Origin of the sequence: uncultured Aliiroseovarius sp. (genome assembly GCF_947492455.1) — a bacterium.
In the GTDB taxonomy this organism is placed as follows: Bacteria; Pseudomonadota; Alphaproteobacteria; order Rhodobacterales; family Rhodobacteraceae; genus Aliiroseovarius.
In genome coordinates this window covers 482,530-508,417 of the sequence record NZ_CANLNB010000001.1, presented here as the reverse complement: position 1 = coordinate 508,417, position 25,888 = coordinate 482,530, and the positions used below count along the sequence as shown (strand labels likewise).

At 60.0% G+C, this 25,888-nt stretch carries 26 protein-coding genes and 1 riboswitch; of the genes, 14 read left to right on the top strand and 12 right to left on the bottom strand.

All coding sequences use genetic code 11. The features are described from left to right. Positions 1 to 45 precede the first annotated feature (45 nt). The 4 genes from Q0677_RS02485 to dxs are packed head-to-tail and all read left to right on the top strand — an operon-like array spanning position 46 to position 4,019. Positions 46 to 981: a histone deacetylase family protein gene (locus tag Q0677_RS02485; protein WP_298905548.1), complete on the top strand. Its 936-nt coding sequence runs from the start codon at positions 46 to 48 to the stop codon at positions 979 to 981. Beyond that, positions 978 to 1,220: an exodeoxyribonuclease VII small subunit gene (locus Q0677_RS02480; RefSeq protein ID WP_282181931.1), complete on the top strand. Its 243-nt coding sequence runs from the start codon at positions 978 to 980 to the stop codon at positions 1,218 to 1,220. The genes Q0677_RS02485 and Q0677_RS02480 overlap by 4 nt, the downstream gene beginning before the upstream one ends. Beyond that, complete coding sequence (locus Q0677_RS02475) at positions 1,221 to 2,075, top strand: polyprenyl synthetase family protein (RefSeq protein WP_298905547.1); 855 nt, start codon at positions 1,221 to 1,223, stop codon at positions 2,073 to 2,075. It begins immediately after the preceding gene. 15 nt (positions 2,076 to 2,090) lie between these two features. Next, positions 2,091 to 4,019, top strand: a complete 1,929-nt coding sequence (gene dxs / locus Q0677_RS02470) for a 1-deoxy-D-xylulose-5-phosphate synthase (protein WP_298905546.1) — start codon at positions 2,091 to 2,093, stop codon at positions 4,017 to 4,019. 503 nt (positions 4,020 to 4,522) lie between these two features. Here dxs and Q0677_RS02465 read toward each other — a convergent pair. Then, complete coding sequence (locus tag Q0677_RS02465) at positions 4,523 to 5,320, bottom strand: ion transporter (protein ID WP_298905545.1); 798 nt, start codon at positions 5,318 to 5,320, stop codon at positions 4,523 to 4,525. Next, positions 5,317 to 6,153 carry an SDR family oxidoreductase gene (locus Q0677_RS02460; RefSeq protein ID WP_298905544.1) on the bottom strand — a complete coding sequence of 279 codons (837 nt, stop codon included), beginning with the start codon at positions 6,151 to 6,153 and terminating at the stop codon, positions 5,317 to 5,319. The genes Q0677_RS02465 and Q0677_RS02460 overlap by 4 nt, the downstream gene beginning before the upstream one ends. A 97-nt stretch (positions 6,154 to 6,250) precedes the next feature. Here Q0677_RS02460 and ade point away from each other — a divergent pair, with 97 nt between their 5' ends. The 6 genes from ade (at position 6,251) to Q0677_RS02430 (ending at position 12,162) form a co-directional block, all read left to right on the top strand. Then, entirely contained in the window at positions 6,251 to 8,053 is a 1,803-nt protein-coding gene (gene ade / locus Q0677_RS02455) for an adenine deaminase (protein WP_298905543.1), read from the top strand. Continuing rightward, on the top strand, positions 8,053 to 9,537 hold the full coding sequence (locus Q0677_RS02450; RefSeq protein WP_298905542.1) for an AMP nucleosidase: 1,485 nt from the start codon (positions 8,053 to 8,055) through the stop codon (positions 9,535 to 9,537). The genes ade and Q0677_RS02450 overlap by 1 nt, the downstream gene beginning before the upstream one ends. A 186-nt stretch (positions 9,538 to 9,723) precedes the next feature. After that, positions 9,724 to 10,011, top strand: coding sequence for an HU family DNA-binding protein (locus Q0677_RS02445; RefSeq protein WP_108858109.1), 288 nt, complete (start codon positions 9,724 to 9,726; stop codon positions 10,009 to 10,011). An 81-nt stretch (positions 10,012 to 10,092) separates the two neighbouring features. After that, on the top strand, positions 10,093 to 10,968 hold the full coding sequence (locus Q0677_RS02440; protein ID WP_298905541.1) for a DMT family transporter: 876 nt from the start codon (positions 10,093 to 10,095) through the stop codon (positions 10,966 to 10,968). Positions 10,969 to 11,025: 57 nt separating this feature from the next. Continuing rightward, positions 11,026 to 11,739 (top strand): cytochrome c biogenesis CcdA family protein, encoded by a 714-nt coding sequence (locus tag Q0677_RS02435; RefSeq protein WP_298905540.1) that lies wholly within the window; start codon positions 11,026 to 11,028, stop codon positions 11,737 to 11,739. A gap of 12 nt (positions 11,740 to 11,751) precedes the next feature. Next, positions 11,752 to 12,162, top strand: coding sequence for a thioredoxin family protein (locus Q0677_RS02430; RefSeq protein WP_298905539.1), 411 nt, complete (start codon positions 11,752 to 11,754; stop codon positions 12,160 to 12,162). Between the two features lie 113 nt (positions 12,163 to 12,275). Here Q0677_RS02430 and aroC read toward each other — a convergent pair whose 3' ends face one another. Together aroC and Q0677_RS02420 are read right to left on the bottom strand one after the other, a co-directional pair. Further along, positions 12,276 to 13,382: a chorismate synthase gene (aroC, locus tag Q0677_RS02425; protein ID WP_298905538.1), complete on the bottom strand. Its 1,107-nt coding sequence runs from the start codon at positions 13,380 to 13,382 to the stop codon at positions 12,276 to 12,278. 66 nt (positions 13,383 to 13,448) lie between these two features. Next, positions 13,449 to 14,414, bottom strand: coding sequence for a DMT family transporter (locus Q0677_RS02420; RefSeq protein ID WP_298905537.1), 966 nt, complete (start codon positions 14,412 to 14,414; stop codon positions 13,449 to 13,451). Between the two features lie 240 nt (positions 14,415 to 14,654). Beyond that, a riboswitch (TPP riboswitch) is annotated at positions 14,655 to 14,762 on the top strand. Between the two features lie 39 nt (positions 14,763 to 14,801). Here Q0677_RS02420 and Q0677_RS02415 point away from each other — a divergent pair. Genes Q0677_RS02415 through Q0677_RS02405 form a run of 3 tightly spaced genes read left to right on the top strand, consistent with a single transcriptional unit; the run spans position 14,802 to position 18,005 of the window. Beyond that, positions 14,802 to 15,791 (top strand): thiamine ABC transporter substrate binding subunit, encoded by a 990-nt coding sequence (locus Q0677_RS02415; protein WP_298905536.1) that lies wholly within the window; start codon positions 14,802 to 14,804, stop codon positions 15,789 to 15,791. Beyond that, positions 15,767 to 17,326 carry a thiamine/thiamine pyrophosphate ABC transporter permease ThiP gene (locus Q0677_RS02410; RefSeq protein WP_298905535.1) on the top strand — a complete coding sequence of 520 codons (1,560 nt, stop codon included), beginning with the start codon at positions 15,767 to 15,769 and terminating at the stop codon, positions 17,324 to 17,326. Before Q0677_RS02415 ends, Q0677_RS02410 begins: the two co-directional genes overlap by 25 nt. Further along, positions 17,313 to 18,005 carry an ATP-binding cassette domain-containing protein gene (locus tag Q0677_RS02405; protein WP_298905534.1) on the top strand — a complete coding sequence of 231 codons (693 nt, stop codon included), beginning with the start codon at positions 17,313 to 17,315 and terminating at the stop codon, positions 18,003 to 18,005. The genes Q0677_RS02410 and Q0677_RS02405 overlap by 14 nt, the downstream gene beginning before the upstream one ends. Before the next feature lie 4 nt (positions 18,006 to 18,009). Here the strand turns inward: Q0677_RS02405 and Q0677_RS02400 are convergent, their stop codons facing one another. Then, complete coding sequence (locus tag Q0677_RS02400; RefSeq protein ID WP_298905533.1) at positions 18,010 to 18,546, bottom strand: lysozyme inhibitor LprI family protein; 537 nt, start codon at positions 18,544 to 18,546, stop codon at positions 18,010 to 18,012. 488 nt (positions 18,547 to 19,034) lie between these two features. Between Q0677_RS02400 and Q0677_RS02395 the strand changes: the two genes are divergently transcribed. Continuing rightward, positions 19,035 to 19,322, top strand: coding sequence for an antibiotic biosynthesis monooxygenase (locus Q0677_RS02395; protein WP_298905532.1), 288 nt, complete (start codon positions 19,035 to 19,037; stop codon positions 19,320 to 19,322). Between the two features lie 180 nt (positions 19,323 to 19,502). Here the strand turns inward: Q0677_RS02395 and Q0677_RS02390 are convergent, their stop codons facing one another. From Q0677_RS02390 to Q0677_RS02360, 7 genes are all read right to left on the bottom strand, one after another. After that, a complete protein-coding gene (locus Q0677_RS02390) occupies positions 19,503 to 20,057 on the bottom strand; it encodes a hypothetical protein (protein WP_298905531.1) in 555 nt (184 codons plus the stop codon). A 162-nt stretch (positions 20,058 to 20,219) separates the two neighbouring features. After that, a complete protein-coding gene (locus Q0677_RS02385; protein ID WP_298905530.1) occupies positions 20,220 to 21,521 on the bottom strand; it encodes a hypothetical protein in 1,302 nt (433 codons plus the stop codon). A gap of 271 nt (positions 21,522 to 21,792) precedes the next feature. After that, a complete protein-coding gene (locus Q0677_RS02380) occupies positions 21,793 to 22,590 on the bottom strand; it encodes a cytochrome c1 (protein ID WP_298905529.1) in 798 nt (265 codons plus the stop codon). 14 nt (positions 22,591 to 22,604) lie between these two features. Then, entirely contained in the window at positions 22,605 to 23,918 is a 1,314-nt protein-coding gene (petB, locus tag Q0677_RS02375; RefSeq protein WP_298905528.1) for a cytochrome b, read from the bottom strand. Positions 23,919 to 23,929: 11 nt separating this feature from the next. After that, positions 23,930 to 24,496 carry a ubiquinol-cytochrome c reductase iron-sulfur subunit gene (petA, locus tag Q0677_RS02370; RefSeq protein WP_298905527.1) on the bottom strand — a complete coding sequence of 189 codons (567 nt, stop codon included), beginning with the start codon at positions 24,494 to 24,496 and terminating at the stop codon, positions 23,930 to 23,932. A gap of 452 nt (positions 24,497 to 24,948) precedes the next feature. Beyond that, on the bottom strand, positions 24,949 to 25,551 hold the full coding sequence (locus tag Q0677_RS02365; protein ID WP_298905526.1) for a glutathione S-transferase: 603 nt from the start codon (positions 25,549 to 25,551) through the stop codon (positions 24,949 to 24,951). A 3-nt stretch (positions 25,552 to 25,554) separates the two neighbouring features. Then, positions 25,555 to 25,845 (bottom strand): hypothetical protein, encoded by a 291-nt coding sequence (locus Q0677_RS02360; RefSeq protein ID WP_298905525.1) that lies wholly within the window; start codon positions 25,843 to 25,845, stop codon positions 25,555 to 25,557. Positions 25,846 to 25,888: the final 43 nt, after the last annotated feature.

Genomic DNA, 25,888 nt, shown 5'->3' with positions numbered 1-25,888 from the left:
GGAACCTCTCTTGTTGTTGCGTCACTATTGCCCTAGCGTCGCGCCATGACAACGCTGCTTTACACCCATCCGGTTTGCTTCGACCACATCACCCCGCCCGGCCATCCCGAGCAGGTCGCGCGTCTGGAAGCAATCGAAACCGCCCTGTCCGCCCCCCAGTTTCAGTCTCTAATCCGGCCTAAACCGCCTGTTGCGTCGCTGGACCACGTGCGCCTTGGCCATTCCCGCGCCTATTTCGAGCGGATCGAGAATGCGCAGCCGGTCGAGGGCTGGGCGCAGCTGGATGGCGACACGTTCATGGCCCCCGGATCGTTCGAAGCCGCCCTGCGGGCCATCGGTGGTAATATCGACGCCGTGAACCGCGTGATGGCGGGCGAGGCGCAAAACGCCTTCATCGCCTGCCGCCCCCCGGGTCACCACGCCGAGAAAGCGACACCGATGGGCTTCTGCCTGTTTTCCACCGTCGCCATTGCGGCCATCCATGCAGCCAATACCCACGGGCTGGACCGTGTGGCGGTGCTGGATTTCGACGTCCACCACGGCAATGGCACGCAGGATGTGCTGTGGCATGAAAGCCGGGTGCGGTTTGTGTCGTCGCACCAGATGCCGCTCTATCCGGGGTCAGGTGGCATCCACCAAAAAGGCGCGTTTGGGCAGGTGCTGAACCTTCCCCTGAAAAGCGGCACCGGTGGCGCGGAAATGCGAGACGCGTGGGACCGCGTGCTAACAGACGAGATCGAGCCCTATAACCCCCAGCTTGTGCTGGTCTCCGCCGGGTTTGACGCCCACACCCGCGACCCGCTGGCCAATCTGCACTGGGAGACCAACGATTTCGCATGGCTGGCGCATCGCATCTGCGATCTGGCGGATAAATGCTGCGATGGGCGGGTGGTATCGTCGCTTGAGGGCGGCTATGATCTGGAAGCCCTCGGCGACAGCGTCGGGGCCTATATCAACGTGATGATGGAGCGCGGCGCATGAGCGACACACCAGTAAGCGAAATGTCCTTTGAAGAGGCCATGCGGGAACTTGAAACCGTCGTGGGCCAGCTGGAACGCGGTGACGTGGCGCTTGAAGATTCGATCAAGCTGTATGAACGCGGGGCCGAACTGAAGGCGCGCTGCGAAACCAAGCTGAAAGAGGCCGAAGAAAAGGTCGCCGCCATCACGCTGGACCAGAACGGCACCCCCACGGGGACAGCCCCCGTCGAAGGTCTGTAAATGTTCAAATCACGGCTGGACGACACCGCGCGGGCTGCGCGGGCGCATCTGCACGCTGCGATCTCTGACAAAGGCGCACTGGCGGAACCGATGCGCTATGCCACCGCGGGCGGTAAGGGGCTGCGCGCCTTTCTGGTGATGGAAGGCGCACGGATTCACGGCGTGGCCGAGGCCCGCGCCCTGTGGCCTGCTGCCGCGATCGAGGCGATCCACGCCTATTCGCTGGTCCATGATGACATGCCCTGCATGGATGACGACGATCTGCGGCGCGGTCTGCCGACCGTGCACAAGAAATGGGACGACGCGACCGCCGTTCTAGTGGGCGACGCCCTGCAAACACTGGCATTCGAGCTGCTAACCCATGACGATGTGGGCGACGCGCGTGTGCCACTGGTTCAGTCTATGGCGATTGCGGCCGGTCAAGTGGGCATGGTGCATGGTCAAGCGCTGGATATCGCCGCCGAAACTGCCGAGGTCCCGCTGACTTTGGACCAAATCACCGAGCTTCAGGCAGGAAAAACCGGCGCACTGATCCGTTGGTCTGGTGAAGCAGGCGCGGTTCTAGCGGGGGCGGATATCGCGCCGATGCGGGACTATTCCAAAGCGCTGGGTCTGGCCTTCCAAATCGCTGATGACATTCTGGACGTCGAAGGCGACGCCGCCGCCGTCGGAAAGGCCGTTGGCAAAGATGCCGATGCAGGCAAAGCCACCTTCGTCTCGCTTTTGGGGCTAGAAGCGGCAAAGACCCGCGCAAAAGAGCTTGTAGATCAAGCCTGTGACGCACTTTCCCCCTATGGTGAGGATGCCGATACCTTGCGAGAGGCCGCCCGCTTCGTTATCCAGCGCGATAGATAGGCAAACGGGGCAATTATGTCTGACCGACCCGAAACACCGATTCTGGACCGCGTAGCAGTCCCCGCCGACATGAAAACCCTGTCGGACCGCGAGCTTGAACAGCTGGCGCATGACGTCCGGGCCGAGACGATCTCGGCCGTCTCAGAAACCGGCGGGCATTTGGGCGCGGGTTTGGGTGTGGTTGAGCTGACCGTAGCGCTGCACGCGGTCTTTGACGCGCCGAAAGACCGGATCGTCTGGGACGTGGGCCACCAATGCTATCCGCACAAAATTCTGACCGGACGTCGCGACCGCATCCGCACCCTGCGGTGCGAAGGTGGCTTGTCTGGCTTCACCAAACGCTCGGAAAGCCCGTTTGACCCGTTTGGTGCGGGGCATAGCTCGACCTCGATCTCAGCCGCTTTAGGTTTCTCGGTCGCCCGCGATCTTGGCGGCGCGCCGGAACATGGGATTGGCGACGCTGTGGCCGTGATCGGCGATGGCTCGATGTCGGCGGGCATGGCGTTCGAAGCCATGAACAACGCAGGCCACCTGAACCGCCGCCTGTTCGTGATCCTGAACGACAATGACATGTCGATCGCCCCGCCCGTGGGCGCACTATCCAGTTATCTCAGCCGCCTTTACGCCGAAGAACCGTTTCAAGAGCTGAAAGCCGCCGCCAAGGGCGCGGTCAGCCTGCTGCCCGAACCCTTCCAGGAAGGCGCACGCCGGGCCAAGGAAATGGTTAAGTCGATGACCGTCGGCGGCACCCTGTTCGAGGAACTGGGCTTTTCTTACGTTGGCCCCATCGACGGGCATGACATGGACAGCCTTCTGTCAGTTCTGCGCACCGTCCACGACCGCGCCACCGGCCCGATGCTGATCCACGTGATCACCAAAAAGGGCAAGGGCTATGCCCCCGCCGAGGCCGCCCGCGACCGTGGCCACGCCACCGCGAAGTTCGACGTGGCCAGCGGCAAGCAGCACAAGGCGCCGTCGAACGCGCCCAGTTATACCTCGGTCTTCGGGAAAGAGCTGGTACGGCTCGCTACCGAGGACGGCAAAGTTTGCGCCGTCACCGCCGCAATGCCGGACGGGACAGGGCTGAACCTGATGGCGGAACGCTATCCCTCGCGCTGTTTTGACGTGGGCATTGCCGAGCAACACGGCGTGACCTTCGCCGCCGCGCTTGCCGCTGGAGGCATGAAGCCCTTCTGCGCGATGTATTCGACCTTCCTGCAACGTGGCTACGACCAAGTTGTGCATGACGTGGCCGTCCAACGCCTGCCCGTCCGCTTTGCCATCGACCGCGCAGGTCTGGTCGGCGCCGATGGGGCGACCCATGCCGGATCCTTCGACATCGCGTTCCTGGCCAACCTGCCCGACATGGTGCTGATGGCTGCGGCGGACGAGGCCGAGCTGATGCACATGATCGCAACCGCGCATTCGATTAACGACCGCCCCTCGGCCTTCCGCTATCCGCGTGGCGAAGGCGTGGGCGTTGAACTGCCCGAGAAGGGTGAGGTGCTGGAAATCGGCAAGGGCCGCATGATCCGCGAAGGCGCGCGCGTGGCAATCCTGTCCTTCGGCACGCGTTTGGCCGAGGCCGAGGCCGCCGCCGAGGCGCTGTCTGCCCGCGGCATCACACCCTCCGTCGCCGACGCTCGATTCGCCAAGCCTCTGGATCGCGATTTGATCCTGTCGCTGGCCGAAAACCACGAAGCCCTGATCACCATCGAAGAAGGAGCCGTCGGCGGGTTCGGAAGCCACGTGGCGCAGCTGTTGGCAGAGGAAGGTGTGTTCGACACAGGCCTCAAATTCCGCTCGATGGTCCTGCCCGACACGTTCATCGACCACGCATCGCCTGCGCGGATGTACGAAGACGCCAAGCTGTCGGCCAAGGATATCGAAGCCAAGGTGCTGGACGTTCTGGGCGTTGCGCAAATCGGCGAAAAGCGGGCTTGACACCCTTTGAAGGGTGACTAGGCATAGCTTCCACTATTAATTGAGAGAAGCTCTTATGAATCGCATAAATAAAGTTACACGAGTCAATTTCGCCGGAGGATTGATCGGGCTAATCGCTGGAAGCTCGAAGGGGAAGATCCAAAAGGCAATTATGGATGAGAATGCAGATGGCTGGAATTTTGTGGAGTATATCCCCGATCAGCCCAACCTGATCATCTATGTTCTTCGCCTGATGCTTCTAATGCTTACACTAGGTTTGTGGACCATCTCGACCGGATATATTTTCGTTTTCGAGAAAGCAAGGTAACCGCAGCAATGGTGCTCCCGCGCCTTGCCTCCCTTCGGTCGTCAGGCTTGGGGGTGGCTCACGATGTGAGCCTGTGGGGGCGCTGCCCCCAAACCCCCGAGATACTTATGACAAGAAAATGAGCAGAGCTTGGGCCTCTATTTTCTTGTTCAAAATACCTCGGGGTGAGCGGGGAACCCGCGAGCGGCAGAGCCCCTTATTGCTTCTCTCGGATCAGACGCTCGATCTCGTCTAAGCGGGTTAGAACGTCATCCCGGTAGCTGTCAGTTTTGGCGACGTCCTCTTCATGATGCGCGTCCTGCATCGAGTTCACGATCAGACCCACCAGCAGGTTTACAACCGCAAAGGTGGTCAGCAGGATGAAGGGTACGAAGAACAGCCACGCATAGGGGTGCACCTCCATCACTGGGCGCACGATGCCCATGGACCAGCTTTCGAGCGTCATGATCTGAAATAGCGTATAGGCCGATTGCCCCAGCGATCCGAACCAGTCCGGGAAGGTTGCGCCGAACAGTTTCGTCGACATCACCGCACCGATGTAGAAAATCATCGCCATCAGCAGGAATACGCTTCCCATACCGGGCAGCGCGGTCACGAACCCTTCGACGACGCGGCGCAGGCGTGGCGCAACCGAGACGACGCGCAGCACCCGCAGGATCCTGAGCGCCCGCAGGACCGAGAAGCTTCCCGCCCCCGGCACCAGCGCGATCCCGACGATAGCGAAATCAAACAGGTTCCAGCCGCTTGTGAAGAACCGCAGGCGATAGGCAAAGATCTTGGCCAGAAGCTCCAGCACAAAGATGGTCAGACAGATGTGGTCCAGCAGCGTGATCAGGCCACCGGCCGCCTCCATCGCAGTTTGCGAGGTTTCCAGCCCCAGCGTGACCGCGTTCACCAAGATGACGCCGATGATCAGGTTCTGCGCAATGGGTCGCTCGACCACCTCTTGAACGCGTGTTCGCAAGGTATTGGGCAGATCAGAGGTGGCGGTCATGGGGTCTCCTGCGTCATGAGGGCGGCTAGACCGGACTTATAGTCGGGGAAGCGCAATTTCACCCCCAGTTCGTCTTTAATTCGATCATTCCGCACCCGTTTGCTTTCCGCGTAGAAACTGCGCGCCATCGGGGTCATTTCGGCGGTCTCGAAGTCCTCAGCGGGGGGAATGGGCAGACCCAGAAGCTCGGCCGCATAGGACAGAACATCCTCGGGCGGGGCGGCGTTATCATCGCAAAGGTTATAGATCCGCCCTGGATTGGGCTGCGCGATGGACGCAGCCAGCACTTGCGCGATATCCGCGACATGAATGCGCGAAAACACCTGATCTTTCTTGATGATCCGCCGCGCGGTCCCCTTGCGCACCTTGGAAAACGGGCCGCGCCCGGGGCCATAGATACCGGCCAAGCGGAAGATGTGCAGGGGCAATCCGGCCTCAGCGGCCAGCGCCTGCCAGTCGGCTTCGGCCTGAACGCGCAGTTTGCCGCGCCGCGTGGACGGCGCAAGCGGCGTGTCTTCGTCGACCCAGCCGCCCTGATGGTCGCCGTAAACACCGGTCGTTGACAGGTAGCCGACCCACTCCAACTGCGGGGCGAGGGCGGCAATTTCGTCTCTAACCCGGCGCAAAACGGGATCTCCGTCCCCATCGGGGCCTGCCGAAATCAGCAAATGCGTCGCTTGCGACAGCGCTTGCGAAATATCCGCGCCCGGCCATTGGATCACTTCCGGCCCCGCCTCGCGCGAGGTACCGATTACAGTGAAATCGCCGGGCAACTCAGCGGCCAGTGCGCGCGCGGAATAGCCATATCCGAATACAAAGAGTGTCTTTTTCATGCGCGCAGTATCGCCGCCCGCGCGCGATTTAAAAGCGCAAAATCGCCGGGCCCGGATAGGGGGTTGCGCTAACAGAAGATTTCGGAACAATTGATCCATGGAAAGACCAATTCGTAAATCTTGGCCCGAAAGTGCGACGCGATTGATTGCCGTCGCAGCAGGGCGCGACGCAGCAGACACAGTTATCAAAGGCGGGCGCGTGGTGAATGTACACACGCGCGAAGTTCTCGATTGGCAGGTCGCCATGGCCGATGGGCGATTTGCCTATGTTGGGCCAGACGCCAGCCATTGTATTGGGCCGGACACCGACATCATCGACGCGGGCGGGCAATATCTGATCCCCGGCCTATGCGATGGGCATATGCATATCGAAAGCGGGATGCTGACGCCTGCCGAATTCGCCCGCGCTGTCATTCCGCATGGCACCACCACCATGTTCGTAGATCCGCACGAGATCGCGAACGTGCTAGGGCTGGAAGGCGTGCGGTTGATGCATGATGAGGCTCTGATCCAGCCTGTGAACATCTATACGCAGATGCCGTCCTGTGCTCCGTCTGCGCCGGGGCTGGAAACGACAGGCTTCGAAATCACGCCCGAGGACGTGGCCGAGGCGATGACATGGCCCGGCATCATCGGGCTGGGCGAGATGATGAACTTCCCCGGTGTGATCAACTCGGACCCCAAGATGCTGGCGGAAATGGCCGCGACACAGAACGCCGGGAAGACCATTGGCGGGCACTATGCCAGCCCCGATCTGGGCCCGAATTTCCACGCCTATGCGGCGGGCGGGCCAGCGGATGACCATGAAGGCACCTGCGAGGCTGACGCGATTGCCCGTGTCCGTCAGGGGATACGGTCGATGATGCGGCTGGGCTCGGCCTGGTTTGACGTTGAAAAGCAGATCACCGCCGTAACCGAAAAGGGTCTGGACCCGCGCAATTTCATCATCTGCACCGATGATTGCCATTCCGGAACATTGGTCGAAGAAGGCCACATAAACCGCGCCCTGCGCTATGCGATCAGCTATGGCTGCGATCCCTTGGTGGCGCTGCAAATGGCAACGATCAACACCGCGACGCATTTCGGGTTAGAGCGTGAATTAGGCTCTATTACACCGGGAAGACGCGCTGATGTGATCCTGACCGACGATCTAACCACCCTGCCGATCAACCGCGTTTTCGCCCGTGGTGTCAGCGTGGCCGAGGGCGGCAAGATCACCGTCGACTGCCCGCATCTGGACTGGCCCGCCCACGCGAAGGCCACCATGCACATGGGCAAGACCATCGTGCCGGAAGATTTCATCGTGAAAGCGCCCGAAGGGGCGAACTCGGTTACCGCGAAGGTCATTGGCATTGTCGAGAACCAAGCGCCCACGAAGGCTCTAACCCGTGACCTTTCGGTGTCTGACGGCATCGTTCAGACGGACGAAGCGCAGGACGTGGCGCAGGTCGCGCTGGTCGAGCGCCACAAGGGCACCGGCGGCGTGGTAAATGGGTTCGTGAACGGGTTCGGGTACACGGGCCAGATGGCCATGGCATCGACCGTAGCGCATGACAGCCATCACATGATCGTGGTCGGAACGTCTCACGAGGACATGGCGCTTGCCGCCAATCGTCTAGCCGAGGTCGGCGGCGGTATGTGTGTCTATCAAGGCGGAAAAGAGCTGGCCTTGGTCGAATTGCCCGTCGCAGGCCTGATGTCCGACGCCCCCGCGACCGAGGTCGCTGAAAAGGCCAAGAGCATCATCGACGCGATGGAAGTCTGCGGCTGCACCTTGAATAATGCCTCGATCCAACACAGCTTCTTGGCCTTGGTTGTCATCCCCGAGTTACGGATCTCTGATCTGGGATTGGTGGATGTGACCAAATTCGAACTGACCGATTTGTTGAAGGAAAATTAATGACCCCCAGCGCACCCTCTATCCCCGTGGTCAGCCCCGGTGGCGGCGCCTATCAGGTGTTTACCGACCCCAAGGCGGCGGTGGACGAGCTGAAATCGCTTTATGAAAAGGCCTGCGCCTTTCTGTGTGAAACCTTCGAGCAGAACGCCAGCGGCGAACAACCCCCCAGCCGCTTTCGCGCCTTCTACCCCGAGATTCGCCTGACCACGACCAGCCACGCGCAGAAGGACAGCCGTCTAAGCTTCGGTCACGTGTCCGCCCCCGGCACCTATGCCAGCACCATCACCCGCCCGGACCTGTTTGCGAATTATCTGGAACAGCAAATCGCACTTCTGATGCAAAACCACGGTGTTCCGGTGCAGATTGGGTACTCGACCACGCCAATCCCGGTGCATTTCGCCGTGTCGCGCAACCCGGACATCACCGTGCCGCAGGAAGGGGCCATGACCTATCCGCTGCGCGATGTCTTTGACGTGCCGGACCTGTCGACCACGAATGATGACATTGTAAATGGCGTGGCTGAGCTGGACGATAGTGGTGCAGCGCCTCTTGCCCCGTTCACCGCGCAACGCGTGGACTATTCCTTGGCCCGCCTGTCGCATTACACCGCGACCATGCCCGAGGATTTCCAGAACCACGTGCTGTTCACCAACTACCAGTTCTATGTCGAGGAATTCGAGGCGTATGCGCGCCAGATGCTCGCCGATCCTGACAGCGGGTACGAGGCCTTTGTGGGTCCGGGCTATCATCGGATCACCGAGGCTGATCAGGATCTGCCGACCCCGGAAAAACTGCCGCAAATGCCCAGCTATCACCTGACGCGCCCCGATGGGTCTGGGATTACGCTGGTCAACATCGGTGTCGGTCCTTCAAACGCCAAAACAGCAACCGATCATATCGCAGTGCTGCGCCCGCATGCGTGGCTGATGGTTGGCCACTGCGCGGGCCTTCGTAACAGCCAACGGCTTGGCGATTTCGTTTTGGCCCATGCCTATCTGCGCGAAGACAAGGTGCTGGACGACGACCTGCCGATCTGGGTTCCGATCCCGCCACTGGCAGAAATCCAGATCGCACTGGAAAAGGCCGTGGCGAAGATCACTGAATATGAAGGCTATGACCTGAAGCGCATCATGCGGACGGGCACCGTCGCGACGCTGGATAACCGCAACTGGGAATTGCGCGACCAACGCGGCCCCGTTCAGCGCCTGTCCCAATCCCGCGCCATTGCGTTGGATATGGAAAGTGCCACCATCGCCGCGAACGGTTTTCGCTTCCGGGTGCCCTATGGCACGCTTCTTTGTGTATCCGACAAACCCCTGCACGGAGAGCTGAAACTCCCGGGTATGGCGTCCGATTTCTATAAGACCCAGGTGGCGCGTCATTTGCAGATCGGCATCCACGCGATGGAGACCCTGCGCGACATGCCAATCGAACGTATCCACAGCCGGAAACTGCGTAGCTTCGAAGAAACGGCATTCCTGTAAATCAGGGACAATCAGCCCGATGATGGCGAATTCAAACCTGACCCCGGGGAAGCCACGCTATTTTTTGGCGAAAAAGCGCTATTTCCTAGGAAAATAGGGCCAACTAACGATTGTGTCGCCCTGCTACATACAGTTAAATGCCCGCAATGAAGCCCAAGAAATGGGCAATTGTGAGGAGTGTTATACATGTCGAAACCGATGACCAAGACCCAGCTGGTGGCCGCTCTGGCTGAAGAAATGGGTTCGGACAAGAAGTCCGCAGCTGGTGCCCTGGAAGGTATCATCAACATCATCACCCGCGAAGTGTCGGGCGGTGGCGCTGTGACCCTGCCCGGCGTTGGCAAAATCTATTGCCGCGAGCGTCCGGCACGCATGGTGCGCAACCCCGCCACCGGCGAGCAGATCCAGAAAGAAGCCGACAAGGTCGTCAAGATGACCATCGCCAAAGCGCTGAAAGACAGCGTAAACGGCTGATCTGGTCACAAGGGGCCTTGCCCCGCTGCCAGAATTCGGAAAGGGTCGCCAGATTGGCGGCCCTTTTCATTTGGAGGTGACATGGACCTGCGCGCAATCTTCATGGGGCTGGCCTTCGCCCTGATGTGGAGCTCGGCCTTCACTTCGGCCCGGATTATCGTGTCCGAAGCGCCGCCGCTCTATTCCTTGTCGCTTCGGTTCCTGATCTCGGGTCTGCTGGGCGTCATCATCGCGCGTGCCTTGGGGCAAAGCTGGCGTCTGACCCGGAACCAGTGGCAGGCCGTCATTATCTTCGGATTTTGCCAAAATGCCCTGTATTTGGGTCTAAATTTCGTCGCCATGCAGTGGGTCGAGGCGGGGCTTGCCTCGATCATCGCATCGACCATGCCACTGATGGTGGCCTTCGCCGGGTGGATCCTTCTGGGCGACCGTTTGCGCCCGATGGCCGTCGCGGGATTGTTTGCGGGCGTCGTCGGCGTGACGCTGATCATGGGCTCGCGCCTGTCGGGTGGCGTGGACATCACCGGCGTCATCCTGTGCTTCGTGGCCGCCGCCGCGCTGACCGCTGCCACCTTGTCGGTCCGCACGGCATCCTCGGGCGGCAATCTGATGATGATCGTCGGGCTGCAAATGTTCGTGGGCTCCGGCGCGCTGTTCGTCGCGGCGCTGTTTCTGGAAAGCCCGGCCTTCACGCCCAGCATGCGCCTTGGCATGGCCTTTACCTATACCGTTCTGGTGCCCGGACTGCTGGCCACGTGGATCTGGTTCGCCCTTGTCGGACGCATTGGCGCGGTCAAAGCCGCCACGTTCCACTTCCTGAACCCGTTTTTTGGCGTTGCCATCGCGTGGCTTTTGCTGGGCGAGGCGCTGAGCATGGTGGATTTCATCGGCGTGGCGATCATCACGGTCGGCATCCTTGCGGTGCAGCTTTCGAAACAAAACCCCACAGCAACGTGAAGCCCCTTGCCCGCTTCGTGAGATGACTTTCGCGGCGATTTCCAACACATTCCAAGCATGGAACTTGTCTTTGGATATCTGGCCGGGCTTCTGACCCTGATCAATCCCTGCGTCTTGCCGGTGCTGCCAATCGTGCTGGCCACCGCATTGCAAGCCAGCCGCTTTGGCCCCTTGGCCGTCGCCGCCGGGATGAGCGTATCCTTCGTCACTCTTGGTCTGCTGGTCACCGTGCTGGGCTATACGATCGGCCTGACCGAGGACATGGTCGCGCAAGCGGGTGCCATCCTGATGGTCGGCTTTGGCCTGATTCTGATGACCCCGGTCCTGTCCGAACGGTTTGCGACAGCCACCGCCGGTTTCTCGTCCCAAGCAGACAGCTCGCTGGATGATGTGAACCGCACCGGCCTGTCCGGCCAGTTCCTCGGCGGCATGTTGCTTGGCGCGGTCTGGAGCCCCTGCATCGGCCCCACTTTAGGCGGCGCAATCTCTTTGGCGTCGCAAGGCAAGTCGATCCCGTGGGCCGCTGCGATCATGCTGATGTTTGCCCTAGGCGTATCCACGATCATCATCGCATTGGGCTATGGCGCGCGGGCTGCGATTATGCGCAGACAGGCTCTAATGCGGCGGATTGCGCAGAAATCCCGCCCGATCATGGGCGTGATCTTTGTCGCCGTCGGCACCGCCATCCTGTTCCGCTTTCACCACACACTCGAAGCCTGGGCCGTGCAAAACCTGCCCGCCTGGCTGAATGACCTCTCTGTATCCCTCTGAAAGGAGACCACCATGAACCGACGAGATTTCCTGTCCCTCACCGCCGCCGTATCGCTTGCCCCCGCCTTAGCGCGCGCAGGTGCGATGGACTATTCCCGTGGCCTTGTCGAACAGGCTTTGGCAAACGGGGAAACCGTGTTTCTGGACTTCAAAGCAAGCTGGTGCACGACCTGCGCGGCGCAAGAACGCGTGATCAAGGCCCTGAAGGCCGAGAACCCCGCCTATGAGGAAAACATCACCTTCATCAATGTCGACTGGGACAAGTATGGGAAGTCGAAACTGTCCCGTTCCCTGCGCATCCCGCGCCGGTCAACCTTGGTTGTCCTAAAAGGCGAGGACGAACTGGGCCGCATCGTAGCAGGCACATCGAAAGCCGACATCAAAGCGCTAATGGACACAGCGCTGGCTGCCGCGACGGCCTAACGACTTTTTCTTGTCTCAAATATCCTCGCCGAAGGCATTGAATCTGCCGCGCATCAGCGCGGCCCCCCCAACCCAGAGGGATCATCGAAGATGAGCCTGATGGGGCGGGAGCCTTAACCAATCTGGCCGCGCGGACCTTCACCGATCTGCGCGCGGTGCAGCATCAGGTGATCAAGGATCACACAGGCGGCCATCGCCTCGCCCACCGGAACAGCGCGGATGCCGACGCAGGGGTCGTGACGGCCTTTGGTGATCACTTCAATCGGTTCGCCCGATTTGGTGATCGACTTGCGCGGCGTCAGGATCGAGCTGGTTGGCTTCACTGCAAAGCGCACCACAATATCCTGCCCGGTCGAGATGCCGCCAAGAATACCACCCGCGTGGTTCGAGGCATAAACCGGCCCGTCAGGCCCCATCGAAATCTCGTCCGCATTCGCCGTCCCGCGCAGACCAGCAGCGGCCATACCTTCGCCAATCTCGACGCCTTTCACGGCGTTGATCGACATCATCGCGGCGGCCAAATCAGTGTCTAACTTGGCATAAACGGGTGCTCCCAGCCCGGCAGGCGCACCACGCACCACGACCTCGACCGCGGCACCGACCGAGTCGTTTTCCTTCACGCGCAGGAATTGCAGATAGTCTTCCCATTCCTGCACGGCAGTGGCATCGGGCAGCCAGAACGGGTTGTTGTCGATGGCGTCCCAATCGAACTTCGACCGGTCCAGATGCTTTTCGCCCATCTGGGTCATATAGCCCTTGATCTCCAACCCCGGCACCAGCGCTTTCAGCGCCTCGCGGGCAACGCCACCTGCGGCCACGCGCGCGGCTGTTTCACGGGCCGAAGAGCGACCGCCACCACGCGGATCGCGGATCCCGTACTTCTGCCAATAGGTGATGTCAGCGTGACCCGGACGGAAGGTCTTTTCGATCTCGCCATAATCCTTCGACCGCTGGTCGGTATTCTCGATCATCAGCTGGATCGGTGTGCCGGTGGTCTGCCCCTCGTACACACCTGACAGGATGCGCACCTGATCAGGCTCGTTCCGGGCCGTGGTGTTCTTGTTCTGACCGGGGCGGCGCTTGTCCAGCCAGACCTGCAACATCTCGGCCTCAAGCGGCACACCGGGGGGGCACCCGTCGACGGTCGCGCCCAAGGCGGGTCCGTGGCTTTCACCCCAAGTGGTGACACGGAAAATATGACCAAAGCTGTTCATCGACATGGGCGCGCTCCTTCATTCCCAAGCGTGATAGCGAAGGGGGAAACGAAAGGGAAGCGCCCCAAGGCGTTAGCTTTCGCTTTGTTGCGGCCTGCGGTGTTTTGGCTTCGGCGTGGGGCCAGCGTCATAGCGCGGGTTCGGATCGCGCAGGATCGGGTTGCGGACCGAGACGGACGGGCGACTTTCGCGCCACACGATGAACACGCCCGATGCGATGATCACCGCGGCACCGACGCCCACCCACATGTCCGGCAGTTCATCAAAGAACAGCGCGCCGAAGGCGGTCGCCCACAGGATCTGGCTGTATTGCGTGGGGGCCACCACCGCGGCGGGGGCCGAACGGTAGGCGACGATGATCATCATCTGCGCGAAGACCGACATGACCCCGACACTGGCTGCAAGGCCCAGATCCACGATCTGCATTGGCACATAGACGAAGGGCAGGATCAGCCCCATCGCCAGAATGGACGACAGCATCGGGTAGAGGATCATCACGGCGGTCCGCTCCTCTCCTCCGATCTTGCGCATGATGATGGATCCCGACGCCGAGCAGAAGGCCGCGATCAGCGCGCAGATATGTCCGAACGAGATCACGGTCACGCCGGGGCGCAACACGATCAGCACGCCAATCAGGCCGACGATCACCGCCGCCCAACGCTGACCGCGCACGGGCTCGCCCAGCAGCCATGCCGACATGGCGGTAATCAGAAGGGGCGTGGCGAAAAGCAGGGCATAGACCTCGGCCAGCGGCAGCACGGTGAAGGCATAGAACGCCGCTGACATGGCAATCACCGTCGTCGCCGAGCGGATCAGGATCAGCCACGGGTGATGCGGGCGGAAATTGTCCACCTGACGGTCCGCCAGCATCATGATCGACATGGGAACAAAGGCAAACAGCATCGCGAAAAAGATGATCTGGAATACGGCAAATTGCATGCCCAGCAGCTTGATCACCGCGTCATGAGTGGCAAACAGCCCAAAGGCTGCAAAGGCGAAACCAAGCCCGCGCAGGGGGGATTGAGATGTGTCCGGCATGGACCGCTCCGATGCTGAAGGTGTTAGCGATCACATTGCTGATTGTGTCCTGTGGGTCAAGGGCAATGCCGCTATGCATTTTCGCGCGTTTACAGATGCGGCTCGGCTGGCCCTACGAATTCGCAAAACAGGCCTTAGGGCAAATGAGGTTTCTTTTCATGGGGTTGCGCTGGAATGGTCGGGCTTGCGCAAATGCGCCCGCCAAATCTGCTTGCCATTCTTCTGCGCATTGTGCACGTACGAGGCACCTCGGGGTGCTGTGATCCCACAGCTGAGATGCGCAATCGGCGCGGACCCGTAGAACCTGAACCGGCTAACACCGGCGGAGGGAAGGTGATTTGGACATCCCCAAATGCCCCCATCCGTTCGGCGCATATGGAGGACCCAATGAAGACAGCCCTTTCATTTGTCGCAGGACTTGCACTGACCACGACCGCTGCCATGGCTGCGGATAAACCCGTGCTGCAAGTTTATGCTCCTGACTATTTCGCATCCGAGTGGGGGCCCGGCCCCTCGATCGAGGCGGGCTTTGAAGCCCAGTGCGGTTGCGATCTGGAATTCGTCACCGGCGACGTGATGCCCCGCCTGATGCTGGAGGGCGAGCGCACCGAAGCTGACGTTGTGATCGGCCTGAACACCGACGTGACTGCACGCGCCCGTGCCTCGGGCCTGTTTGCCCCGCACGGTCTGGACGTCAGCGGCCTGACCCTGCCGGTCGACTGGACCGACGACGTGTTCGTGCCGTTCGACTACAGCTACACCGCCTTCATCTATGACAACACCAAGATCACCGACGCGCCGACCAGCTTTGACGCGCTCTTGGCGATGCCAGACGACACCAAGATCGTCATTCAGGACCCGCGCAGCTCGATCTCGGGTCTGGCGCTGCTTCTGTGGGTGAAATCGGTCTATGGCGACAAGGCCTCCGAGGCCTGGGCCAAGCTGAACCCGAAGATCCTGACCGTCACCAAAGGCTGGTCCGAGGCCTACGGCATGTTCACCGACGGCGAAGCCGATATGGTGCTGTCCTACGTCACCTCGCCCGCCTACCACATCATCGCGGAAGAGGACCTGACCAAGTCCGCCGCGATCTTTGACGAAGGCCACTATCTGTTCGTCGACCTTGTGGGCAAAATCGCGAACACCGATCAGCCTGAACTGGCCGACGCCTTCATGGCCTATGTGCTAAGCGAAGAATTCCAGTCCGGCATCGCGACCACCAACTGGTCGTTCCCGTCGAAACTGGCAACTGACAAGCTGCCCGAAGGCTTCGCCAGTCTACCCGTGCCGGCCAAGGCGCTGGTGTTCAGCGAAGAAGAAGCCGAGGCAATCCGCAAGCCGGCTCTGGACGAATGGCTCGCCGCAGCGTCCAAATAAGTTCCACCACCATCCTAGGCGTCTTGGCGCTTGGGGTGGTGGTCTGCCTGACCCTTGGCACGCTGGTCGCGGTTGCGATGCGGGCCGAGGGTGCGGGCAGGCTTGGCCCAGCCGATTGGGCTGCCATTCGCTTCACGCTTTGGCAGGCCGCTGCATCCGCCACGCTCAGCATCCTTCTGGCGATCCCCGTCGCCCGCGCACTGGCGCGGCGCAGCTTCCCCGGTCGCTCTGTGCTGATCACCCTTCTGGGGGCGCCTTTCATTCTGCCCGTGATCGTTGCTATTCTGGGCCTGATCGCTGTCTTTGGCCGCACGGGTCTGATCAGCCAAATCTTAGGCCTGTTCGGGATCGAACCGATATCCGTCTATGGCTATCACGGCGTCATCCTCGCCCACGTGTTCTTCAACCTGCCGCTGGCTACCCGCCTGATCCTTCAGGGCTGGCTCGCCATCCCGTCCGAGCGCTTCCGCCTCGCAGCCTCGCTCGGCATGGGCCCCTCCGACATCGCCCGCACGCTAGAACGCCCCATGCTGCGCGAGGTCGTACCGGGCGCGTTCCTTGTCATTTTCCTGATCTGCCTGACGTCCTTCGCTGTGGCGCTGGCCCTTGGTGGCGGGCCGAAGGCAACCACCGTGGAGCTTGCAATCTACGAGGCCTTCCGTTTCGACTTCGACCTTGCCCGCGCGTCGCTGCTGGCTTTGGTACAGTTCGGGCTGGGTGCAGCGCTGGCCCTGATCGCCCTACGTGTGGCCATGCCGTCCGACATGGGCGCAGGGCTGGACCGCGCCGTCACCCGCTGGGACGACCGGCCCGCATTGCTGGTGCAGGACATCGCCGCAATCACGCTTGCTACACTCTTCTTACTTCTGCCGCTGGGCATGGTCGTTCTCGATGGCCTCCCACGCCTTTTGCACCTGCCCGACGTCGTCTTTGGCGCGGCCCTACGATCTGTCATCGTCGCACTCGTATCAGCCGCGCTAACCCTTGCCCTATCCCTGCCCATCGCTGCCCTCGCCGTCCGCCACAACTCGCGCGTGGTCGAGGCGTTGGGCTATCTGACCATTGCCGCCTCGCCGCTGGTGATCGGCACGGGGCTGTTCATCATCACCTTCCCCTTTGTGAAACCCTCGGACCTCGCCCTGCCCATCACCGCCGTGGTGAACGCCGCCCTCAGTCTGCCCTTCACCCTGCGCGCGCTGGTGCCGGCCTTGGCCGCCGTGGAACGCGACTTCGGCCCACTGGCCGATGGTCTTGGCATGACCGGCTGGACCCGCCTGCGTCACCTGTGGCTGCCCCGCCTGCGCCGCCCGATGGGGTTTGCACTGGGACTGGCCGCGGCCCTGTCGATGGGCGACCTTGGCGTCATCGCGCTGTTTGCCGACGGCGATAACGCCACCCTGCCATTGCAGCTCTTCCGCCTGATGGCCGCATACCGGATGGAGGACGCCGCCGCCGCCGCCCTTCTGCTGCTGACCCTCTCGCTGGGCCTGTTCTGGCTGTTTGATAAAGGAGGTCGCGTAAATGCTGACCGTTGACAACATGCGCATCAAGATGGGCGATTTCAGTCTTGCTGGAGACTTCAAGATCGCGTCCGGCGCACGCGTTGCCGTGCTTGGTCCCTCGGGTGCGGGGAAATCCACGCTACTGGCCGCCATCGCGGGGTTCCAGCCAATGGATAGCGGCTCGATCCGCTGGAACGACACAGCGATGCCCAAAGACCCCGCTGCGCGGCCGATCAGCATGGTGTTTCAGGACAACAACCTGTTCCCCCACCTCACCGTTGCACAAAACGTCGGCCTCGGTCTGCGCCCAAACCTGCGGCTGTCGTCCGACGACCACGCCCGTGTCGAAAGCGCCCTGACCCGCGTGGGGCTGGAGGGCATGGGCGAGCGCAAACCCGCGCAGCTTTCCGGCGGTCAGATCGCCCGCGTGGCGCTGGCCCGTGTGCTTCTGCGCGACCGCCCGGTGCTTCTGCTGGACGAACCCTTCGGCGCGCTCGGACCCGCGCTGAAAGCGGAAATGCTGGAACTGGTCCGCACGCTACTGGACGAGACCGGCGCCACCCTTCTGATGGTCAGTCACGACCCCGAAGACGCCCGCGTGCTCTGCGATCAGGTGGTGCTGGTGGCGGATGGGCAGGCCCATACCCCCGTCGCGACGGATGAGATGTTTGCCAGCCCGCCCGAGGTGATGCGGGAGTATTTGGGTAGGTGACGCCTCAGTTACTGATGGAGAAGTAGCGCTCCAAGTGATCAGCTTGCTGGATTGAAAGGCGCGTCGTGCATTCAGCTGTTATTGCACCCCATCCCGAGCCACCGGCGTGCCAACCGACAATGTTCTCTTCGGAACACATTTCATTAGCGAATTTAATCCAGAGCCGCTGAGCAGAGCGCAAACTAGCGATCCCTTCCTCTTTGCGAGGGTGCACTGGTCCTTGCGTCAGTATGCGCTGATAAACACTGTTCAGATGTTCATCCGCGCGTTCGAGGCCGATGTAATTGCAGTACTCGTGGGGAGACAATTCGGCTCCTCCAGGTATGAGGATTCCTTTGCTTTCCAGGACGGCTTCCAAGTCATTCACACACTCTTGAATGCCCGCTATCACGCAAACTTCCCTTTGAGTGCGATTGTTTGCAAAGCACCCTTCAACCTTAAGATAGGATCTATTGTATTCAGCTTCAGCTGCTTCCCAATCATTTGCTTGGACAGAGGTTCCAAAAATCGCAAAACCAAAAACCAAGATCCACTTCATCATAAGTATTTCCTAACTATCAATCGCCTAATGTAAATTTGACCACACATTCTCTAAGCAGTCTTTTGTTTTGGTGGTACAATTACCGGTCGAAAATCTGCGGTCAATAGCAACTATATGTATTTCTAGTCACGCGTTTGCCTGCTGCGGACAATGGCGGCAATGCTCGCTAAGCTGGCATTGCTTGACCTACACCCGACAACAAAAAAGGGCGCCTTGCGGCGCCCTTCTCTATTTCCTCAAACCCAACGCCTATGCGTCGAATTTCTTGCCCTTGTGCGGTGCCCAGAGCTTCTTGTTCGTCAGGAGCAGAAGCGCGGTCAGCAGGCACTTACGCCCGTCGCAACGGTCCAGATTTTCACCAACACTCTAGAGGTAACGCGGGACTACGTGGGACACTGAAACCCGCCCATTTTTGAGAGAATCCCCCGTTTGTGGTATCCTCTGCCCCTTCAGGGCCTTCGGGCCGTAATCTATTTTAGGAGGGAGTTATGTTTGCACGTGTTACTGAATACAAAATGAAATCTGGTTCCCGAGATGCCGCAACCGAGAAGCTGAACGCGATGAAGTCTCAGATCATGGCGATGCCCGGCATGCTGCAATTCGTCGCTGTGATGAACGAGGACGGAACAGGCTATGTCGTCGCGCTTGTCGAAAGCGAAGAGATATCCAACGCCAATGCCGAGGCCGTCGCCGCCGCATGGGCGCAGTTTTCGGATCTGCTTGAGGCGACCCCATCGCCCAACGGATATGACGTGATCGCCAACTGGACGAATTGATTTAAGTACTTCAAGGCAGGGAAAATTTCTCTCCTTGCCGCGGCACAAGAAGGGCACCCTCGGGTGCCCTTCTTTGTCATCAGGCCCATTGCCAAGACAGGGGCGGGGGGCTGCAGGAAGGGTCACTATGAGCCTTGTCCGGCGTTCAGCGCTGCTAGATTTCGGTGACGCCTGCCGAGCCTATGGGCGGGCACATTTATTCGTTACGATGCTCATTGCTTGAGCAAATCCATCGATTCTAACCTGAACACGGATAACGCCTTTCTGACCTACAAAAACAATTCGTTCACTCGGTTGCTTTGCTTGCGAAACCTTCAGTAGTTCCGAGATTATCCTCTTATCAGCATTTTGTGTTGGCCAAGCGCTCATCCCGTCAGAGCGCATACGATAATTTCGGCCAGCAATTTCTAAGTAAATCGCAGAAGACTTCCGCATTCTCTTGTCCGAATAGATCGACACTTGAGGGTCCCTTATCCCCCGAAACCTCGTCACTGCTAAGAAGTAGTTTTGACCGGTCTCCGGATCACGCAATATCCTTGTCGCAGCCCAGCAAGTCTTTGGTTTGGGTGTGACCTCAACGAAAACCGACCACTTTTTGAATGTTTTCATAGCATCGGCTGCAGTGGCGGGGGCTGCTGCAAATGCTACCAGAAAAGCGAGTAGACCTTTGATGAGGTAAAGCTTTTCCGAAGATACCAGGCTGTTCATACAGGATGTATTTGCTTGAGGTGTCATGCCCTTACTCTACGCCCAGATGCTGGATCGGCGCAAATTCAGGTAAATAATCGCCGGATCGTCCCGCAGCGAGGATACTTCCCGGTCTTAAACCGACCACAAAAAAGGGCGCTCTGCCGCGCCCTTCTTTCTCCCGTCAAACCCCTAATCCCTACGCCGGGATTACTCGGTCCAGTAATCAGGATACTCACACCCGTCTTGCGGCTGGCGATAGATCTTGGCTCGGATCTCGCGTTCTTTCGCGATCAGTTCCTGCGCCGTGTCGCCCGAGACCCAGAGCTGCTGCAACATCACGCCTGCCGCGGTCATATCGCCCTCGGTCAAGATGTCGTCACGCTGGCGAGTATGACGGATCAGGATGCCCTCGTTCTGCTCCAGATGCGCCACATAGTCATAGTCCAGAATATCCTCGACCGGGCCGGTCTGGGTTGCGGTGATCAGCACGATCAGGGTGTATTTGAAATCCTCTCCATCGCGCCACTTGCGCCACGGCGTATCGGGCAGCTTGCCCCCATCTGCCACCAGCGTCAGGTTATCTTCGAACAGCGACGACCCGAACGAATACAGATAGTTATAATGATAGCTATGGGCCGCGCGCGGGTTAATTTCAGTCAGGGCAATGGTGCCGTCGGGCATGATCCAGAATTCCAGATTGAAGAACTGGTTGCGATAGCCCAAATCCGACATCTTGCCCATGTAGTCATTCACCCAGGCCTCGATTTCGGCAGTCTGCTCAGATGACAAAGACAGCGGCGGGGTCAGGTATCCCAGCGCCTGATGGTTGGCGAAATAGACCTCTTCGGTCAGGGCATAATGCACCACCTCACCTTCGGCGGTGATATAGCCCTCGTAACAATACTCGATGGCCGTATTCATATCGACCAGATGTTCGGCCAGGAAGGGCGGCACAACTTCAGGCATCTGATTCACAGGGATGCCTTCCGAGAAATGCTCGTTCTGAAAGGAAATCAAATCCTGCAGGTCGGTGTCCGCGCGATAATCCGCCAGAACGGCGCGCAGATCGTCCGGCGTCTTGATCTTGAAAATCCCGCGCCCCAGCGACAACGAGGTGTTTTTCAACATGAACGGCCATTCCGCGATCTTGGCGATGATCTCGTCATCGCTCTCCGCCAGCGGATCAATCGGCGCAAACCAGAACGGATCGGTTTCCAGCGTGCGCATCAGGTATTTGTTCATGCAGTACAAAAACGCCCGGCGCGAGATCGTCGGATTGCCCAGACGCTCGTTGATCAGGATATGGTGGAACGCGTCTTTCTGCGCAAATCCGGCAACGGCCTGAACGCCCTCGCTGGTACATTGGTCAGCTAGCGACTTGATCTCACCCTCGTCCCACGTTTCCGGCGACAGAATGCGCACGTCCAACCGGCTGCGCATATCTGTAATCGCATCCTGCATATAAGGCTGCGGATTAAGAAATCCGATGATCGGTTTTGCGTCTGCCATATCGTGCCCCTGTCATGGTCCAATTGCCTACAGGCAGATTGCCCAACCACGCACCCAAGGGCTTGGGAAGAAACGACCTTCTGTTTGTGGATTGCGATGGACGGCACGTCGCACAAACGAACAGCTCTTCCTCTTGCCGTAAATACCTCGGGGGGGAACCAAGCCGCAGGCTTGGGTCATAGGGGCAGCGCCCCTCAGGCTCACGAAGTGAGCCATCAAAAGCAAAAAGGGCGCCCCAAGGCGCCCTTCTCTATTCCATCAAATCTAACGCTTATGCGTCGAATTTTTTGCCCTTGTGCGGAGCCCAAAGCTTCTTGTTGGTCAGGTACAGAAGCGAGGTCAGCAGGACCAGCATCAGAACAGCAACAAAGCCGGTCTGTTTACGGGCCATCATCTTGGGCTCGGCGGTCCACATCAGGAAGGCTGCAACGTCTTCGGCCAGGTGATGGGCCGAGTTGTTGTGGCCATCGTCGAATTCGACGGTGCCATCTTCCAGCTGCGGAGGCATCGAGGTCCAGCCACCCGGGAACACGTCGTTGCCGTTCAGGTACTGACCAGCGACTTCCTGCTCTTTACCGTTGAAGGCCGTCAGGAACGAGGCGATGTATTCAGCGCCACCCATGCCTTTGACCAGCTGGTTGATGCCGGTGCCGGCCGGGCCGTGGAAGCCAGCGCGGGCTTTGGCCATCAGCGACAGGTCGGGACCCATGCCTTCGCCTTCAACGGTCGGGAAGAAGTCAGCCGGCACGCGGGCGCGGTCGTCATCCAGTTCCGGATCGTAGATGGTGAAGTTTTCAGCGGCGTAGGCGCGTACTTCGTCCTCGGTGTACTCGGGGCCACCTTTGTCCGACAGGGTACGCAGCGGGACATAGCGCAGACCGTGACAGGCCGCACAGACCTCGGTGTACACTTTCAGGCCGCGACGCAGCTGTTCTTTGTCGTACTTGCCGAACGGACCCTCGAACGAGAAGGCCGTGTCATGGACTTCGCCGCCTGCGCCAGCGGCCTGAGCCGCGCCAGTGGCGAGACCCAAAGCGACGATAGCGGATGCTGTGAGTTGTTTGATCATTGTTCTCAATCCTCTCACTCGGCTGCGCCGGGATAGTGGGCGTTGAAGTCTTCCTCGATCGTTGCCGGAGGCGTGGTCGGTTTTTCAAACAGACCCAGCAGCGGCAGGATTACCAGGAAGTAGGCGAACCAGTAGGTCGACCCGATCAGCGAAATCCAGTCATGCGGGAAGTTCGTGTCACGAGCGCCAACCCACATCAGAACGACGAAGTCGATCAGCAGCAGGCGGTACCACCATTTGAAGGCCGGGCGATACTGACCCGAACGTACCGACGAGGTGTCCAGCCACGGTGCCAGAGCCATCACGATGATGGCGCCGAACATGGCCAGCACGCCGAAGAACTTCGCGTCAACGATGCCACCGGTGATGAAGCTGACGAACTGTACAGCCCAAACATCAGCGGTGAAGGCACGCAGGATCGCGTAGAACGGCAGGAAGTACCATTCGGGAACGATGTGTGCCGGCGTCGCCAGAGCGTTTGCCTCGATGTAGTTGTCGGGGTGACCCAGATAGTTGGGCATGAAGCCAACAACGGCAAAGAAGATGATCAGAACCATGCCCAGGCCGACCAGATCTTTGATCACGAAGTAGGGCCAGAACGGCAGGGTGTCTTTCTTGGCTTCTTCTTTCGAACCGCGGCGAACCTCAACACCGGTCGGGTTGTTGTTGCCCGTGGTGTGGAAGGCCCAGATGTGAACGGCGACAAGCGCGGCGATCACGAAGGGCAGCAGGTAGTGCAGCGAGAAGAAGCGGTTCAGCGTGGCGTTGTCCACGGCAGGACCACCCAGAAGCAGGGTCTGGATCGGCTCGCCGATGAAGGGGATGGCGCCAAACAGGCCGGTGATAACCGTCGCACCCCAGAAGGACATCTGACCCCAAGGCAGAACGTAACCCATGAACGCGGTGCCCATCATCATCAGGTAGATGAGCATACCTACAATCCATGTGATTTCGCGGGGCGCCTTGTACGAACCGTAGAACAGGCCGCGGAAGATGTGGATGTAAACAGCCACGAAGAACAGCGACGCGCCGTTCATGTGGATATAGCGGATCATGTGACCGCCGTTCACGTTGCGCATGATGTGTTCAACCGACGCAAAGGCCAGATCAACATGCGGGGTGTAGTGCATCACCAGGATGATGCCGGTAACGATTTGCAGCACCAGGCAGAACGCCAGAACGATGCCCCAGATCCACCACCAGTTCAGGTTTTTCGGGGTGGGGATCATCAGCGTGTCATAGGCCAGACCTACAACGGGCAGACGTTCGTGCAGCCACTTTTCAAAGCCCGACTTGGGCTCGTAGTGATCGTGAGGAATTCCAGACATGTAAGCCTCCCTTAGCCCAGCTTGATCGTCGTTTCGTCGACGAATTCTGCAGGCGGAACCGGCAGATTCTCAGGTGCCGGACCTTTGCGGATACGGCCCGAGGTGTCGTAGTGCGACCCGTGGCACGGGCAGTACCAGCCATTGTACTCGCCAGCGCCGTCGCCCAGAGGCACACAGCCAAGGTGGGTACACACACCCATCATCACCAGCCATTCGCCAGCTTCGTCCATCGCACGGTTTTGGTCGTCTGCCGACAGGGCCGCATCGCGGTTGTCGTTACGCGCAAACGCGTCGATCAGGTCGTTTGCGGTGTTGTCCGCGCGGGCCTGTTCGATTTCTTCTGCAGTACGGCGGCGAATGAACACCGGCTTGCCCAGCCATTTCACGGTGATCTGGCTGCCGACGGCAACGTCAGCAACATCCACGCGGATCGAGCTGAGCGCCCGAACATCGGCAGAGGGGTTCATTTGATTGACGAGCGGCCAAACAGCAGCACCAGCCGTTACGGCTGCGGCGCCACCGGTCGCATAGTAAAGGAAATCCCGGCGGGTTCCTTCGTGGTCGTCGGCGTGTGACACGAGCGCATCTCCCTAGCTAGGTTGCATTATGGCAACCGACACGACTGAAGACCGCCTTTGCAAGCGGTCCGTTTCGCGGCTGTTTAGCTAAGGAAACGCGCTCAGTCCAGAAGTCATTAGGGCGCAGGTGTCGGTTTTCAAGGATATGGTACCCTGAAAACATGCTGCAACTGCACTGTTGGCGCGAACATCTAGAATGTCAGGGATAATTTTACCCAAACCTAGTCCCACGCCCATGACTTAAGTCAAACCGCACGCGACGATTTGGCGCGTGAGTCGTTTGGGGATAAATCCGGCACGTGCACCGCACGGGCCACGCCCGACCCTCCCCCCGGGAGGGCGTATTGCGAGGCCACGCACAGATGCAAAATTTCAAGAAACGCGACGCCGCATATAGCTACGCCGCAGCGAAACGCCCACGCAGGGTCAGGCGTGACCCTCTGCACCACCCGTTACACCGGCTTCGTCGCCTTCATGCTGTCGCGCTCACAGAACACGGCGAACCAGTCGTCCAGCGCATCTCGGCCCTTACGCCAGCCGCGGGCGTCGTGGCGGAAGTCCAGATAGCCCAGCGCGCAGCCGACCGCGATTTGGCCCATGTCCAGCGGGCCGGACAGGTGGCTCATCCAGCGGGTGTTCAGCGCATCCAGCGCACCTTCGATCTTGCCCCACTGGCCTTCGATCCAGTCCTCGAACCGCATCGGTTCGGGGCGCAGGCGCAACTCGTAGGTCATCAGAACGGCGGCATCCATCATCGCGTCCGCCGTCGCCTCGAGCGTCAGGACGTCCCAGATTTGGTGCTCGGGATAGAGTTTCCCGCCGCTGCGGGCATCCAGAAAGCGGGTGATCACCCGGCTGTCATAGAGCGTCGGGGTGTCGGGCCGGATCAAAGCCGGGATTTTCGACAGCGGATTCGCCGCCGTCACCGTGGGGTCGGGGGCGGTGGGTAGGGTGGCGGCCATGATCTCTTCCACGTCATCCGCCTGACCGGTTTCTTGCAACAGCACACGAACCTTGCGCGCAAACGGGGACGTCACGGACGAGATCAGTTGCATAGCCTATACCTTTCGAAAGCGAATGCGGGTCAGGCCGACGGCGTCAATCTCGACCCCCGGTCCGTTTTCCCCCAGACGGATCACCCGGCGCATCCGCGCGGTGGCGTTCACTTGCTCGCTGTCTTCCGTTTTCTCGCGCCGCGCAGTCAGCCCCTCGGGCATCTCGTCCAAGGCATCTTCATGACGCTGATCCCGCCGCCCACGTTCGACCGAACGGGCGATGGCATAGGTGGTCAGGGCGACAGCGCCATAGCGCAGCGCGACGGCGGCAATTGGGGCAAGCGGTAAGGCCATAGGATCCTCCTTATATAGAAATGTAGGTGGGCTGGGGGCTTAT